Here is a 14149-nt window from a genome sequence, read left to right as displayed (position 1 = left end):
GGAGCGTCCATGTCCAGCCCACCCGCCAGCACCAGAGATATCAAGACCATCATCGACGAAGGCACGATGACCGGCCGCCGCTGGGCGGTCGTCGGTCTCTGCTTCATCATCGCCCTGCTCGACGGTTTCGATACCCAGTCGATCGCCTTCATCGGACCTGCGATCGCGCAGGATTTCGGCATGAAGCCCTCCGACATGACCTGGGTCATCACCGCCAGCACCATCGGCATGACGCTTGGCGCGATCGGCCTCGGCAGCTTCGGCGACCGCTATGGCCGTCGCAAGGCGATCCTGATCGCGATCTTCCTGTTCGGCGTGTTCTCGCTGATGGGCGCCTACGCCACCTCGCCGACGCAGATCATCGTGCTGCGCTTCCTGATCGGCCTCGGCATGGGCGGAGCGACGCCTTCGCTGCTGGCGCTGACCGGTGAATACAGCCCGGCCTCCAAGCGCGGCATGATGATCACCGGCGTGCTGCTCGGCCTGCCTGCCGGCGCCATGCTCGGCGGTCTGATCGCCGCGAGCTGGCTGCCCGTCATGGGCTGGCGCGGCATCTTCCTGATCGGCGGCATCCTGCCGCTCGCGCTGATGGTCGTGACCTATTTCCTGCTGCCGGAATCGCCCGCCTATCTCGTCTCGCGCAAGCAGAATGACGGCCAGGACGAGGCGCGCCGCCTGCTCCGCCAGATGACCGGCCAGGCGATCCCCGACCATGTGCGGCTCGTCAGCGCCGGCAAGGTCTCGAATGGCGGGTCGATCGCCGGCCTGTTCGAGTCCGGCTATCGCAATGTCACCATCGCGATCTCGGCGATCTATCTGTTCAACTGGATCGCCTGGTTCCTGCTGCTGCAGTGGCTGCCGACCGCGCTGACCACGCTCGGCCTCGAAAAGGCCCAGGCCGCCTACGGCACCGTCGTCGTCAACGCCGCCTTCATCACCATGGCCCTGCCGCTGTCGTCCTTCCTCCCGAAAGTCGACCCGCGCAAGCTCCTGATCGGCATGTTCGCCGTCGGAATCGCGGTCGCGCTCGGACTGGGCTTCGCGGGCGACCGCTGGCCGGTGGTCTTCGCCCTGATCGCGCTTGCCGGCTTCGGCATCGGCGGCCAGCAGCTCGTGCTGAACTACCTGATCTCGAACACCTATCCGACGCAGCTTCGCGCCACGGCGACCGGCTGGGGCATCGGCGTCGGGCGTTCGGGAGCGATCGTCGGCTCAGCGATCGGCGGGACGCTGCTTTCGACCGCCGGGCCGTCGGGCTACTTCATGACCCTGGCCATTCCGCTGGTGATCGCGGCGCTCGCGACACTGACGGTGCGGAGCACGGCCGGCGCTATCGCGACCGCAGCCGCGCCAGCGGCCGCCGCCCCGGCCGCCCGATAGGCTCCATAGTGCTGCGCGCGGCATAGACGCAGCGGCGACAACGATCACGGACGCGACCGCCCGAAAGGCCGGCCGCGTCCTTTTTCTTTGGCCGGGCGGCGACGTAACGCCTCATGCGATCGCGCCCGGACCAACTGGCCTGCCAGCCGCCTCCATACCCTTCGGGTATAAAAATACACCCAATCGATCCTGTCCTTCGCGGACCCTGCGCCCTAGCCTTTTCGGCAATGAATATGGGAGCGAAACGTGTCTGAAGGCCCGCGGATTCAACAGGTCGAGACGATTCTGGTCGATCTGCCGACCATCCGCCCGCACCAGCTGGCGATGACGACCATGCACCGCCAGACGCTGATGATCGTGCGGCTGCATATGTCGGACGGCCTCGTCGGCACCGGCGAAGGTACCACGATCGGCGGCCTCGCCTATGGCCCCGAGAGCCCCGAAGGCATGAAGCTCGCCATCGACGCCTATTTCGCGCCGATCCTACTCGCCAGCGATCCCAATCGCGTAGCCAGGACGATGGCGACCATCGCGACCTCGGTGCAGGGCAACCACTTCGCGAAATGCGCGGTCGAGACGGCACTGCTCGATGCTCTCGGCCAGCGTGTCGGCCTGCCGATTTCCGAGCTCCTCGGCGGCCGCCAGCACGACCGGCTGCCCGTGGCCTGGACCCTCGCCAGCGGCGATACCGGGCGCGACATCGAGGAAGCCGAGGAGATGCTGGCGCGCCGCCGCCACAACATCTTCAAGCTGAAAATCGGCAAGGGCGACCCGGCCGCGAATGTCGCCCATGTCGCCGCGATCAAGCGGGCGCTCGGCCACCGCGCCTCGGTGCGGGTCGACATCAACCAGGCCTGGTCGGAAGCGACTGCCTCGGCCATGCTGCCGGCGCTGGCCGCCGCCGGCGTCGAGCTGATCGAGCAGCCGGTCGCGCTGCGCAATCTTGGCGCCCTCGCCCGGCTGGCCCGCGAGACGCCGGTCGCGATCATGGCCGATGAGGCCCTGAACGGCCCCGAAACCGCATTCGCCATCGCGACCCAGGCGGGCGCCGATGTCTTCGCGCTGAAGATCGAGCAGTCCGGCGGCCTCTTCGCCGCGGCCAAAGTGGCGGCGATCGCCGAGGCGGCCGGCATCGGGCTCTATGGCGGGACCATGCTGGAAGGCGGCATCGGCACCGCTGCCTCGGCCCATCTGTTCTCGACCATCGGCAAGCTGGAATGGGGCACCGAGCTCTTCGGCCCCTTGCTGCTGACCGAAGAAATTCTCGAGACGCCGCTCGACTATGCCGATTTCGGCCTCGCCGTGCCGACCGGGCCGGGTCTCGGCGTCACTTTGTCCGAGACCCAGCTGAACCGGTTCCGGCGCGACCGCGCCGAGCCTTCGCTCCATGTGCTGCCGCGCGCCAAGATGGGATCCTGAACCGATGATCTTTCAAGTCGAAATGGATGTCCGGATCCCGCACGATCTGCCCGCGGAGACGGCGAATGCGCTGAAGGCGGCGGAGCGCGAGCGCGCCCAGGAGCTGCAGCGGGCCGGCATTTGGCGGCATCTCTGGCGTCATGCCGGGCGCTATGCCAACACCAGCGTCTTCGATGTCGAGAGCCCGCAGGCCCTGCACGACATCCTCTCCGGCCTGCCCCTCTTCCCCTTCATGGACGTGAAGGTCACGGCGCTTTGCCGCCACCCCTCATCCGTCCGCGACGACGACCGATAGGAACGCCGCGATCCCTTCGCGAATGCCCGCCAACAATCAAAGAACGAGGAAACGCCATGCCCACCAATCTGATCTCCGACGCGGACAAGAAGAATCTCGCCAACAGTGCGGCCGGCATCGACAGCGACAAGGGCGATGCCCGGACCAAGGAAGTCACCGCCCAGCTGCTCTACCGGCTCATGCAGGTGATCGATGAGTGCGACGTCTCGATGGACGAGTTCTGGGCCGCTGTCGCCTTCATCGGCAAGGCAGCGAAGAACGAGGAGCTCGGCCTGCTCGTCCCGGGCACCGCGCTCGAGCATTTCCTCGATCTGCGGCTCGATGAAGCCGAGCGGCTTGCCGGCCTCAACGGCGGCACGATGCGGACCATCGAAGGGCCGCTCTACGTGCCGGACGCACCGCTTTCCAAGGGCGAAGCGCGCATGGATGACGGCACCGACCCCGGCGAAGTCTTCATCATCGAGGGCCAGGTTTCGGATGAGGACGGCAAGCCGATAGCCGGCGCGATCGTCGACATCTGGCACGCCAACTCCAAGGGCGGCTATTCCTTCATCGACGGCGAGCAGGCGCCCTACAATCTGCGCCGCCGCATCGAGACGGACGAGCAGGGCCGCTACCGCGCCCAGACCATCGTTCCCAACGGCTATGGCTGCCCGCCCGAGAGCGCGACGCGCCAGCTGATGACAGCCCTCGGCCGGCACGCGGAACGCCCGGCCCATGTCCATTACTTCATCTCGGCACCCGGACACCGCCAGCTGACGACGCAGTTCAACTTCACCGGCGACAAGTATCTCTACACGGACTTCGCCTTCGGCACGCGTGAGGAACTCGTCGTCACGCTCGACCGTGTCGTCGACGCCGATGCCATCCGCAATGCCGGGCTCAACCGCCCGTTCGCCCGCACGACCTTCGATGTCGTGCTGACGAAGGAGCGCGCGGACGTGCCGCAGACCGTGGTCAGCCGCGCCCACGTCACGGCCGGCTGACGCCTTCGCCTTCAGAGGCCGCGACGGAAGACGCCAGCGGTGCGAGGGGCCAGCCCCTTTGCGCCGCCGGCCGCATGAATAGCCTCGCCAGATACTTGCCTTCACGGCAGCCATTTTCCGGAGATACGCCATGGCTTTGCAATCCTCCCGCGCCGGCCGGTTCGAAGGACGCAGCCTCATCGTCACCGGTGCCGCGCAGGGCGTCGGCAAGCAGGTGGCGCTCGACGCGGCGGCCGAGGGAGCCAGGCTGACGATCGTCGATCGCTCGGCGATCATCCAGGAGGTCGCGCAGGAGATCGCCTCGGCCTACGGCGCCGAACGCGTCGTCGCGCTCGAAGAGGATCTTGAGACCTTCGCCGGGAACGAAAAGGTGATGGCACGCGCCAAGGAGAATTTTGGCGCCATCGACGTGCTGGTGACGAATATCGGCGGCGCGATCTGGATGCGGCCTTTCCAGGAATTCGACGAACGCCAGATCGTCGCGGAGATCAACCGCTCGCTGTTCCCGACGCTGTGGGGCTGCCGGGCGGTGCTGCCCTATATGCAGACCCAGGGCCGCGGCGCCATCGTCAACGTCTCCTCGATCGCGACCAAAGGGATTAACCGCATTCCCTATTCGGCGGCCAAGGGCGGCGTGAACGCGCTGACGGCATCGCTCGCCTTCGAGCTCGCCGGAACGAACATCCGCGTCAATGCCGTCGCTCCGGGCGGCGTGACAGCGCCGCCGCGCCGGATCCCGCGGGGGACCGACGCTCAGACCGAAGCGGACAAGCAGTGGATGCAGGAGGTCGTCGACCAGACCCTGCGTGCCTCACATCTCGGTCGCTATGGCGAGCTGAAGGAGATCGCCGCAGCGATCCTGTTCCTGGCTTCCGACGATGCGTCCTATATCAATGGAACGGTGCTGCCGGCCGGCGGCGGCGACCAGGGGTGACAGTGATCATGAGCAAGCGTCCCGTCGTGGTGGCCGTCGCCATCACCGGCTCCGTGCCGCGCAAGAAGGACAATCCCAACCTGCCCGTGCTGCCGGCCGAGCAGATCGCCTCGACCCGCGCGGCCTTCGAGGCAGGCGCCAGCCTCGTCCACATCCATGTCCGCAATGACGACGAGACACCCTCCTCCGATCCGGACCGCTTTGCCGAGGTCCAGGCCGGGATTCGCGAAGCCTGCCCGGGGATGATCATCCAGTTCTCGACCGGCGGCCGGGGACGCGATCCGGCGGCGCGTGGCCTCTCCCTGGTGCACCGCCCCGACATGGCCTCGCTCTCGACCGGCTCGGTGAATTTCCCGACCATCGTCTACGAGAACCCGACGAGCCTGGTGAGCGATCTGGCGGCGCGGATGCAGGAGCACGGTATCGCCCCCGAGATCGAGATCTTCGACCTGTCGCATATCCACGCAGCGCGCCGCCTCGTCGATGAGGGGCTGATCGGACCGCGTCCACACATCCAGTTCGTGATGGGCGTCAAGAACGCGATGCCGGCCGATGAGGTGCTGCTCGACATCCTGCTCGCCGAGACGAAGCGGGTCATTCCCGGCGCGAGCTGGACCGCCGCCGGCATCGGGCGCGAGCAGATGCGGGTGATGGAGTGGGCGCTGGCCCGCGGAGCAAGTGCCGTCCGGACCGGGATGGAGGACAATATCCGCGCCGCCAAGGACCGGCTGGCCTCCGGCAATGCCGAACTGGTCGAGATGGCCGTCGAGGCGATCGGCCGGCATGGCGCGCGCGCCGCGACGCCGGCAGAGGCGCGGGCAATGCTGGGGCTCGCACCTGTCTAAGGCAAAGCGGCCTCACTCGGGGCCGACGTGCTCATCCCTCGCTTTTGGTGCGGTCCGGCGCACTCCGGGCATTGCCGCAGAGCGGGCCCGGCACGGACCTGCCCGCCAAGGCGCGTTACATGGCCGCCATCACAGGCACCGGCCGCGCCCACTCGAACCGAAATCGATTGAGGTCGCGAACCGTGGCTATGACCGAGATGCTCCGGCTACGCCCGAGCTCGACCTGCACCAGATCAGGCGGTGGGCTGTCGATCAAAAAGACCTGACCGAGCCAGAGCACTCGCCGTGCTGGGGCTGAACGCTGCGGGGACATCATACACCAGCACCAGCCTGAGCAGCGCTTTGACATCGACGTCGTGAGGCTGGGCGGCGAGTGGATCGGGAAAGAACAGGAGCGCGTCCAGCTCTCCTTGGGCAATCATGGCGCCGATCTGCTGGTCGCCACCGAGCGGCCCGCTCTTGACGAGGCGAATGGCAAGATTGGGCAAGGCGGATCTGAGAATACCTCCGGTCGTCGCGGTCGCGACGATGGTGTGATGTTCGATCAAGTCAGCGTGCTGTTCGGCCCAGGCAGCCAGGTCGGCCTTCTTCCTGTCATGGGCCACCATACCGATCGTGAGAGTCATGGCACTCGGCCCCCGAAGATGCGTTGAATTCCCGGCTTCCGATCGGGCCGTGGCGGTTGACGCGGCGACCGTAACAGTGATCCCGGAGCCTTGCAGTCTCTTCAAGCCCTTCGTCCACGCTGTTCTGCCGAGAGACATACTGAGGGAGGGGCGGATCGATCAGTTCGGGGATCAGGGCGCGATCATGCCGCCGCCGGAGCCAACCGCGAAGACAGCCATACGGCCGGCAAACACGTCTCCGAGATCGCAAAGGCCTCAGCCACCTATCAGCTGTCAGCCGACCTCATCGGTCCTCTTCGCGCTTCATCCAGAAGTCGATCCTGTTGCTGGACGTCTTCTCGCCATCATCAACAATGATCTGAATACCAGGCGACCTAAACAGATTATGACCTAAAGGCATGCAGATCTTCTCCATGCAATCGTCGATCGAGATCGCGACGAAACGATGTTGCGCATACTTGGGCAGTCGCATAATAATCGTTCGGCCGAACAACGATTTCGGCCCAGGCCAGCCGATTGCGGGCCTTTTTTCCAGGGAGACGCTCACTAGCTCGGAGGAAGCATCGATGACTCGACGTGTTCGCTTCGTGTTGCCCTACGCCTTACTGGCCTCAGTCGCCCTGCCCGGAATGGCAGCAGCCCAAAGCGGCGGAACTCCCGGTCTCACCAGCACTACCGTGATGTCCGGCCGCGACCTGACCTGGGACATGGCCTTCCTGCCCGACGGCACGATGTTCTTCACCGAGAAGTGCAGTGGACTCTCGGTCCGGCTACCATCCGGCAAGATCAACGCCTTGCTCGGCATCAAGGATTCCAAAAACTACCCCGACACAGCATCCGACCTCTTCTGCGGTGGTCAGGCTGGAATGTACGGTGTCGCGATCGACCCGGAATTCGCTACCAACCGCTTCATCTACGTGGCCTCGGCGTCGAACATGACCGCGCCGGGAACCAATCGGGTGCTGCGGCTGACGGTCAGTCCCGATCTGACCAAGGTTTCGAACCGGCAGGATATCGTCACCGACATCGCCTACAAGCCCCTGCCCAGCAACCATCCCTTCGGCGATCCCGGCGCGCATAATGGCGGGCGCCTGCGCTTCGGCCCCGGGGACGGCTTTCTCTATGTGACGACGGGCGACACCCATAATGGCGAGGTGCCGCAAAGCCCGACCCGCATGGGTGGCAAGGTCCTGCGTATCGACCGGGACGGCAAGGCCGCGCCCGGCAACAATGCGCCGCAGGGCTTCGATGCCCGCATCTTCACCTATGGCCATCGCAACCCGCAGGGCATCTGCTTCCGCCCGGGCACCAACCAGCCGTACACCGCGGAGAACGGCCCCTGGCACAGCGACGAGGTGACGGCGCTGACCGCCGGCGGCAATGCCGGCTGGGATCCGCGCCCCAACATGGCGGGACGCGCCGACTGTCCCGACAACTACTGCGGCTACTCGCCGAACCAGATGGGCGCGGTCGATCCGAAGGATCGCTCGGCGTTCATGCCGATGACCGACACCAAGACCTACCCCAATGCGATGAAGCCGGCCTGGAACAACGAAATGCTCTCGCAGGGCATGTCGTCGTGCGTGTTCCTGAACGGCCCGCAGTGGAAGGACTGGAACGGCCGGATGGTGGTGACCTTCATGGGTATCGGCATCCATGGAACACCGGTCGGCAACCGTCTCGACGTGCTCGACATCACGCCCGACGGCTCGTCCGCCAAGCGCACCACGATCTCCCTGCCTATGCCGGCCGGGCGCTTCCGCTCCGTCGTGCAGGCGCCTGACGGCAGCATGTACGTGGCGACCGACCAGGGTGACGTCTACCAGCTCAAGCCCAACTGAGGGCATCCGCCAGCCGCGCCGCAGAAGCCGGCGGCGCGGCTGGCCTCTCCTGTCCTGAGGTACCGCCCCTGCGATCCCGCCCGGCCCGGATCGCATATGAGGGAACTCTGCCCATGCCTGACTTTCGCCGCTGCGCGACAGCCTTCTTCGTCGTGCTTTTGACCTCGTCGAGCGCCGTCGCGAGCCCCGAGCTGGCGCGGAGCAAGAACTGCGTGGCCTGCCACCATCTCGAACGCAAGATGATCGGCCCGGCCTTCAAGGCCGTCGCCGAGCGCTATGGCAAGGACGAGGCCGCGATCAAGACGTTGAGCGAGAAGGTCGTGAAAGGCGGTGGTGGCGTTTGGGGACAAACGCCGATGCCGCCGCAACCGGCCGTTTCGCCGGAGGACGCCGAAATTCTCGTGAAGTGGATTCTCGCCCAGTAGCGAAACCTGAGTGTCGGTCCCGCGAGGAGGTGACGCGGGCCGATTTCGAAGGACGGCTCGTTCTTCGTCGACACAGCGAGATGACGCCGCCCGGCCGTCGGCCTCGTTTGCAACACGCTGGAGCCGGGTGTAACCTTCGCCTGCTTTCCGGAGCGAAAGCTGGCGACGATCTGGAGATACCGATCATGCGCAAGTGGAAAAAGCCCACGATCATCGAAGTGACGGTCGGCTGCGAAGTGACGTCCTACGCTCCCGCCAAGCTCTGACGTTTCAGTTCAGCGGCAAAGCTATTGTCCCAGGCGGGACGCAGAGGCGCCTTCTCGGATTGGCGCCGAGCAATGAGTGTTGCGGCATGACGATCGACCTCCCGTCCGCGAGGCTGGCGGGAGGTCGATCCTCGCGCTTTTGTGCGATGCGTTCCGCATCGTCGCCTGATCTGCTGCTTGACGAGTTCGCGCGAGCCGCCGCCCCATGAACGCCGACGCCACGCAAATCGATAGCGCAGCCATTGTCCCGGCCCTGCCTCGCGGGGTTCGCCTGCGTTTCGACGAGAGCCGCCAGCAATGGTTCCTTCTCGGCCCTGAGCGCGTCTTCGAGCCCGACGAGATCGCGCTCGAAATCCTGAAGCGTGTCGATGGCGCGCGCAGTGTCGAAGCGATAGCGCAGGAACTGGCGACGGCGTTCGAGGCGGACCGCGACGAGATCGCCGGCGACATCATGGCGTTTCTGCGCGGCCTCGCCGATCAGAGGATGGTCGATCTGTGAGCGATGTCGAGACGCTCCCGCAAGCCACGCCCGCCCGCCCGACCTTGCCGCCGCCCATGGGCCTGCTGGCGGAGCTGACCCATCGCTGCTCCCTGCGCTGCCCCTATTGCTCCAACCCGATCGAGCTCGACCGGCGCTCGCAGGAACTCTCGACTGCTGAGTGGAAGCGGCTGATCGATGAGGCTGCCGCCCTCGGCGTCCTGCATATCTACTTTTCCGGCGGCGAACCGATGCTGCGGCGCGATATCGCCGAGCTTGTCGCGCATGCGCGTCATGCCGGCCTCTACACCAACATGATCACCTCCGGCGTCGGCTTTCAGCCAGCCGTGCTGGACGCGGTGGCCGAGGCCGGCCTCGACCATATCCAACTCTCGGTACAGGCGATCGACGCCAAGACCTGCGATCGTGTCGCCGGCTATGAGGGCGCTGCGGAGCGCAAGCACGCCGTCGCCGCCGCCATCGCCCGGCTCGGCCTGCGCCTCACCGTCAACGCTGTCATCCATCGCGAGAACGTGCACGAGATCCCTGCCTTTGTTGAGCTTGCCGAAGCCTGGGGCGCAGCGCGGATCGAGATTGCCCATGTGCAGTACTACGGCTGGGGCCTGGTCAACCGCGCCAGGCTGATGCCGACGCGCCGGCAGGTCGAAACCGCGATGCTGCAGGTCGAGGAGGCACGAAACCGCACGGCCGGGCGCCTCGTCATAGATAGCGTGCTGCCCGACTACTATGCCCGCTATCCTAAGGCCTGCATGGGCGGCTGGGGCGCACGGCTGATGAATGTGACGCCCTCGGGGCGCGCCTTGCCCTGCCACGCCGCCGAGACGATCGCGGGGCTAGCCTTCGACAATGTGCGCGACGCCAGCCTGTCGGAGATCTGGTATCGCGGCGCGGCGTTCAACGCCTTCCGGGGCACGGACTGGATGAAGGAGCCGTGCCGCAGCTGTGCGCGTAAGGAACAGGATTTCGGGGGTTGCCGTTGCCAGGCCATGGCGCTCGCGGGGGACCCGGCGGCGACCGACCCCGCCTGCTCCCTGTCACCGCTGCACGACAAGCTGGTTGCGCTGGCGGAAGCCGAAGCGGCCTCGGAGCGCAGCGATTTCATCTACCGGGGCTATCAGGGCGTTTGACGAAAGCCGCCATTCGCGCCGGAGTAGCTTGCCTCCCTCTGAAACTCCGCTAAGGCCCCGGCACGAAAGCGCCCGGCGGAACATGGCCGGGCGCGACATAGGCGTGATGCAGCGCGTCCAGCATCGCCCAGAGCACGTCGCATTTGAACTCCAGCGCCGCGATCACCGCGTGCTGCTCCGCCGGCGTGCGGGCATGGACTGTCACATAGCCGAGGGCGGTCTCGACATCGCGCCGCGCCTGCTCCGGGCGGGCGGTGAAATAGCTCAGGCTTTCCGGGCTGACGAAATCGTAATGCGCCAGCATGCCTTCGACGCGGTTGCGGATGATTTTTGGCGAGAACAGCTCGGTCAGCGAGGAAGCGACGGCTTCGAGCAGAGGCCGCTCGCGCACGAAATTGACATAGGCCTCGACCGCGAAGCGGGTCGCCGGCAGGACGCCACGATGGGCCTGCACATCCGCCCGCGCCAGTCCCAGGCTTTCGCAGAGCCGCAGCCAACGCTCGATCCCGCCTTCGCCATCATGGTCGCCGTCATGGTCGACGAGGCGCTGGCGCCAGGCTCGCCGGAGCGCGGGATCATTGGTCCGGGCGATGAGATAGGCATCCTTCACCGGGATATGGGCCTGGTAGGTGAAGCGGTTCAGCGCCCAGGCCTGGACCTCGCCTTTGCTGCATTGGCCGGAATGCAGGCGCGCATGGAAGGGATGCTTGTCGTGATAGCGGGCCTCGCCGACCTCGCGCAGGCGCCGTTCCAGTTCCTCGGGCGATAGCATAGCGCTCACAGCGTCATCTCCATGCCGTCATGGGCCACCGCGACACCGGCGGATTCGATCATCAGACGCTCTGGCGATCCCTCGATCAACGCCGGATTGGTGTTGTTGAGGTGGATGTAGACCTTTCGCGCGACCGGGAGCCCGGCAAGCCAGGCCAGCGAGCCATCGTCACCGGAGATCGGCAGGTGCCCCATGCGGCGGCCAGTTTTCTGGCCGACGCCAGCCCGGATCATCTCGTCATCGGTGAACAAGGTGCCGTCGAAGAACAGCAAATCCGCGCCGTCCACCTTGGCGCGCAGATCGTCGGACAGGGCGGCGCAGCCCGGAATGTAGACGATGGAGCGCCCGTTTCCGCTAATCCGGACGCCCGCCGTTTCTCCGGCCTCGGATTCGAGCTTCGGGTCGTTGTCCTCGAGATAGAGCGGCGCCTTGCCGGGAACGGGAAAGAGCTCTGCCTCGAGGCCGCCAGCCAGCATGATTGGCACCGAGGCGCTCGCTGCCACGCGGCGCGCCGGCACCGCGGCGAAGATCGGATTGGCGGCGATCGCATCGAGGACCGGCGGCAGCGCGACCAGATCGAACGCATGCCGCTCGCGCAGGCTGAGCAGTCCGGCGACATGGTCGATCTCGGCGCTGCTCAGGATGACCGCGCCGATCGGAGAATGTCGCTCCCCGCGCGGCCACAGCGCCGGCGTCGCGCGGATCTGGCCGCCGAGATCGGGCGAGGCGTTCAGCACGGTCCAGCTCTCGCTGTCGAGGCTAACCGCGAGGCTCGCTTGCGTCCGCCAGGGCGCACGAGGATCCCTGTTCCAGGCCAGCGCACAGGCCGGGCAGCGGCAATTCCATTGCGGGAAGCCGCCACCAGCCGCCGCACCGAGAACGATGGCCTTCACCGGCGCCCCTCAGCTCACCGCCTTGTCGCGAACGCAAAGGGCGAGCGCGCCGGCTTCCGACGCTGTCGCCCGCATTCGATCCAGGACATGCCCGGCTCCTTCGGTTGCACCGTAGGCTACGCCCGACGCAAGGCGGCTTCCTTGCGCCGGGTGTAGCCTAAGCCATCGTTCGCGTACCGGCTACGGGGCTTCGCCTCTCTCACCGCCCGCCCGCGGTGAAAGCGGGCCTGCCTGACATCCGCACGATACGGCACGTCATTCTCGGTCGTGCGCCAGCCGCCCCCGCCAGGCGACTATTTCTGAGCAGCGCGCAGGCGCGCCGATGCCATTGCGCCTCTGACTGTCCGTGCGAGCCAGGGCGCGCAGACACTCAGCGCCGTCACCACGAACAGGGCGACCACGATCGGCCGGGTGAAGAACAACAGCCAGTTGTGGTCGAAGATCAGCAGGGACTGCTTCAATGTCTCCTCGACCATCGTGCCGAGCACCAGGCCCATCACCAGGGGCGCAGGCGAGAATCCGTAGCGGCGCATCACGAAGCCGATCACGCCGAAGCCGAGCATGACCAAGACATCGACCAGCGACTGGTTGGGACCGTAGGCGCCGACGATCGCGAAGACCAGCACGCCCGGCCACAGGATCGCGTCGGGGATCAGCGTGATCCGGGCGAAGAGTTTGGCGGCGAACAGGCCGAGGAAGACATAGATCAGGTTCGAGGCCAGCATCGAGGCGAAGACGGCATAGAGCAGAGTAGGCTGTTCGTTGAACAGATGCGGGCCGGGCCGCACGCCCTGCACGATCAGGCCGGCGAGGATGATCGCGGTGGTCGCGCTACCGGGGATGCCGAGCGCGAGCGTCGGCACCATGCTGCCGCCCACGGCAGCGTTGTTGGCGGCCTCGGGCCCGGCGATGCCCTCGATCGAGCCCTTGCCGAACTCGTCCTTGTATTTCGACCAGCGCCTGGTCTCGTTATAGGAGATCAGGGCGGCAGTGGTCGCGCCCAACGCCGGCAGGATGCCGATGAAGGTGCCCAGCACGCTCGACAGGCCAATCGCCTTGGCGCATTTGCGATAATCGGCCATGGTGGGCAGCTTCATCACCCCAAGGCCGAGCCGCTCGGGAATGATCTGCAGCCTGCCGGCCTGCACCAGCAATTCGCTGATCGCGAACAATCCGGTCAGCACCGGCACCAGGCCGAGCCCCTCGCTCAGTTCGGGAACGCCGAAGGTGAAGCGGTCGACGCCGGTCATCAGATCGAGCCCGACCGTTGCCAACAGCACGCCGAAGGCCCCGACCATCAGGTTCTTGATGCCCGTCGAGCTGCCCACGGCAGCCAGCATCGACAGACCGAAGATGGCGAGCGCGAAATATTCGGGCGGGCCGAAGCTGTATGCGGCCTTCGCCAGCAGCGGGGCCGCGACGATCAGCACGAAGACGCTGAATATGCCGCCGATCGCGCTTGCGATCGTCGATATGCCCAGGGCTCGCCCGGCCTCGCCGCGCCGCGCCATCGGATAGCCGTCATAGGCGGTCGCCGAGGCGGACGGGTCACCGGGCGTGTTGATCAGGATCGCGGTGATCGAGCCGCCGAAATTTGCGGCGCAATAGATCGCGCCGAGGAAGGCGATACTGGCGACCGGGCTCATGGTGATGGTGATCGGCAGCAGAAGCGCCGCCGTCGTGCTGCCGCTGAGGCCCGGCAGCGCACCAACGATGACGCCGAGCACAGTTCCCGCGAGGATGATGCCGACCATATAGGGGTCGGCGAGGATCGCCATGCCGGCAAGAAAAGCGTCCATCTGGTCCTCGTAGCGGGTTGCACAACGCTCCAGCAGGCGCGA

General features: G+C 66.3%; 14 protein-coding genes. 10 read left to right on the top strand and 4 right to left on the bottom strand.

Translation table 11 applies throughout. From position 1 onward, the window contains the following. Nucleotides 1-9: 9 nt before the first annotated feature. The 6 genes from DK26_RS21425 to DK26_RS21400 all read left to right on the top strand — a co-directional run bounded on the left by DK26_RS21425 (nt 10) and on the right by DK26_RS21400 (nt 5859). Nucleotides 10-1380 carry an MFS transporter gene (locus tag DK26_RS21425; RefSeq protein WP_198162388.1) on the top strand — a complete coding sequence of 457 codons (1371 nt, stop codon included), beginning with the start codon at nt 10-12 and terminating at the stop codon, nt 1378-1380. Between the two features lie 246 nt (nt 1381-1626). Next, nucleotides 1627-2799 carry a muconate/chloromuconate family cycloisomerase gene (locus DK26_RS21420; protein WP_184231772.1) on the top strand — a complete coding sequence of 391 codons (1173 nt, stop codon included), beginning with the start codon at nt 1627-1629 and terminating at the stop codon, nt 2797-2799. Nucleotides 2800-2803: 4 nt separating this feature from the next. Then, complete coding sequence (gene catC / locus DK26_RS21415) at nt 2804-3094, top strand: muconolactone Delta-isomerase (protein WP_066476770.1); 291 nt, start codon at nt 2804-2806, stop codon at nt 3092-3094. A gap of 56 nt (nt 3095-3150) precedes the next feature. After that, a complete protein-coding gene (locus DK26_RS21410) occupies nt 3151-4080 on the top strand; it encodes a dioxygenase (RefSeq protein WP_066476768.1) in 930 nt (309 codons plus the stop codon). 130 nt (nt 4081-4210) lie between these two features. Continuing rightward, entirely contained in the window at nt 4211-5014 is an 804-nt protein-coding gene (locus DK26_RS21405) for a 1,6-dihydroxycyclohexa-2,4-diene-1-carboxylate dehydrogenase (protein WP_066476766.1), read from the top strand. Nucleotides 5015-5022: 8 nt separating this feature from the next. Continuing rightward, nucleotides 5023-5859, top strand: a complete 837-nt coding sequence (locus tag DK26_RS21400) for a 3-keto-5-aminohexanoate cleavage protein (RefSeq protein WP_066476899.1) — start codon at nt 5023-5025, stop codon at nt 5857-5859. A gap of 233 nt (nt 5860-6092) precedes the next feature. Here DK26_RS21400 and DK26_RS21395 read toward each other — a convergent pair whose 3' ends face one another. Further along, nucleotides 6093-6485, bottom strand: a complete 393-nt coding sequence (locus tag DK26_RS21395) for a methylglyoxal synthase (protein WP_066476764.1) — start codon at nt 6483-6485, stop codon at nt 6093-6095. A gap of 566 nt (nt 6486-7051) precedes the next feature. Between DK26_RS21395 and DK26_RS21385 the strand changes: the two genes are divergently transcribed. The 4 genes from DK26_RS21385 to pqqE all read left to right on the top strand — a co-directional run bounded on the left by DK26_RS21385 (nt 7052) and on the right by pqqE (nt 10643). Then, on the top strand, nt 7052-8326 hold the full coding sequence (locus DK26_RS21385) for a PQQ-dependent sugar dehydrogenase (RefSeq protein WP_066476758.1): 1275 nt from the start codon (nt 7052-7054) through the stop codon (nt 8324-8326). Nucleotides 8327-8439: 113 nt separating this feature from the next. Further along, the gene (locus tag DK26_RS21380; protein WP_066476753.1) at nt 8440-8751 is read left to right on the top strand and encodes a c-type cytochrome; all 312 of its coding nucleotides are present in this window, start codon (nt 8440-8442) and stop codon (nt 8749-8751) included. Between the two features lie 471 nt (nt 8752-9222). Next, complete coding sequence (gene pqqD / locus DK26_RS21375) at nt 9223-9516, top strand: pyrroloquinoline quinone biosynthesis peptide chaperone PqqD (protein ID WP_066476751.1); 294 nt, start codon at nt 9223-9225, stop codon at nt 9514-9516. A 56-nt stretch (nt 9517-9572) separates the two neighbouring features. After that, a complete protein-coding gene (pqqE, locus tag DK26_RS21370) occupies nt 9573-10643 on the top strand; it encodes a pyrroloquinoline quinone biosynthesis protein PqqE (RefSeq protein WP_066476896.1) in 1071 nt (356 codons plus the stop codon). A gap of 49 nt (nt 10644-10692) precedes the next feature. Here the strand turns inward: pqqE and pqqC are convergent, their stop codons facing one another. The 3 genes from pqqC to DK26_RS21355 form a co-directional block, all read right to left on the bottom strand. Then, entirely contained in the window at nt 10693-11415 is a 723-nt protein-coding gene (gene pqqC, locus DK26_RS21365; protein WP_066476742.1) for a pyrroloquinoline-quinone synthase PqqC, read from the bottom strand. 5 nt (nt 11416-11420) lie between these two features. Continuing rightward, nucleotides 11421-12308, bottom strand: a complete 888-nt coding sequence (pqqB, locus tag DK26_RS21360; RefSeq protein WP_066476738.1) for a pyrroloquinoline quinone biosynthesis protein PqqB — start codon at nt 12306-12308, stop codon at nt 11421-11423. A gap of 293 nt (nt 12309-12601) precedes the next feature. Then, complete coding sequence (locus DK26_RS21355) at nt 12602-14107, bottom strand: tripartite tricarboxylate transporter permease (protein WP_066476735.1); 1506 nt, start codon at nt 14105-14107, stop codon at nt 12602-12604. Nucleotides 14108-14149 lie beyond the last annotated feature (42 nt).

It is taken from the genome of Allobosea sp. WAO, assembly GCF_001509835.1.
Lineage (GTDB): Bacteria > Pseudomonadota > Alphaproteobacteria > Rhizobiales > Beijerinckiaceae > Allobosea.
This window is presented reverse-complemented; position numbering and strand designations above follow the sequence as displayed.

What these genes read in the sequence shown, in the direction of transcription:
- DK26_RS21425 (WP_198162388.1), top strand. Translation starts at nt 10, where the DNA reads ATGTCCAGCCCACCCGCCAGCACCAGAGATATCAAGACCATCATCGAC.
- catC (WP_066476770.1), top strand. Translation starts at nt 2,804, where the DNA reads ATGATCTTTCAAGTCGAAATGGATGTCCGGATCCCGCACGATCTGCCC.
- DK26_RS21410 (WP_066476768.1), top strand. Translation starts at nt 3,151, where the DNA reads ATGCCCACCAATCTGATCTCCGACGCGGACAAGAAGAATCTCGCCAAC.
- DK26_RS21405 (WP_066476766.1), top strand. Translation starts at nt 4,211, where the DNA reads ATGGCTTTGCAATCCTCCCGCGCCGGCCGGTTCGAAGGACGCAGCCTC.
- DK26_RS21400 (WP_066476899.1), top strand. Translation starts at nt 5,023, where the DNA reads ATGAGCAAGCGTCCCGTCGTGGTGGCCGTCGCCATCACCGGCTCCGTG.
- DK26_RS21395 (WP_066476764.1), bottom strand. Translation starts at nt 6,485, where the DNA reads ATGACTCTCACGATCGGTATGGTGGCCCATGACAGGAAGAAGGCCGAC.
- DK26_RS21385 (WP_066476758.1), top strand. Translation starts at nt 7,052, where the DNA reads ATGACTCGACGTGTTCGCTTCGTGTTGCCCTACGCCTTACTGGCCTCA.
- DK26_RS21380 (WP_066476753.1), top strand. Translation starts at nt 8,440, where the DNA reads ATGCCTGACTTTCGCCGCTGCGCGACAGCCTTCTTCGTCGTGCTTTTG.
- pqqD (WP_066476751.1), top strand. Translation starts at nt 9,223, where the DNA reads ATGAACGCCGACGCCACGCAAATCGATAGCGCAGCCATTGTCCCGGCC.
- pqqE (WP_066476896.1), top strand. Translation starts at nt 9,573, where the DNA reads ATGGGCCTGCTGGCGGAGCTGACCCATCGCTGCTCCCTGCGCTGCCCC.
- pqqC (WP_066476742.1), bottom strand. Translation starts at nt 11,415, where the DNA reads ATGCTATCGCCCGAGGAACTGGAACGGCGCCTGCGCGAGGTCGGCGAG.
- DK26_RS21355 (WP_066476735.1), bottom strand. Translation starts at nt 14,107, where the DNA reads ATGGACGCTTTTCTTGCCGGCATGGCGATCCTCGCCGACCCCTATATG.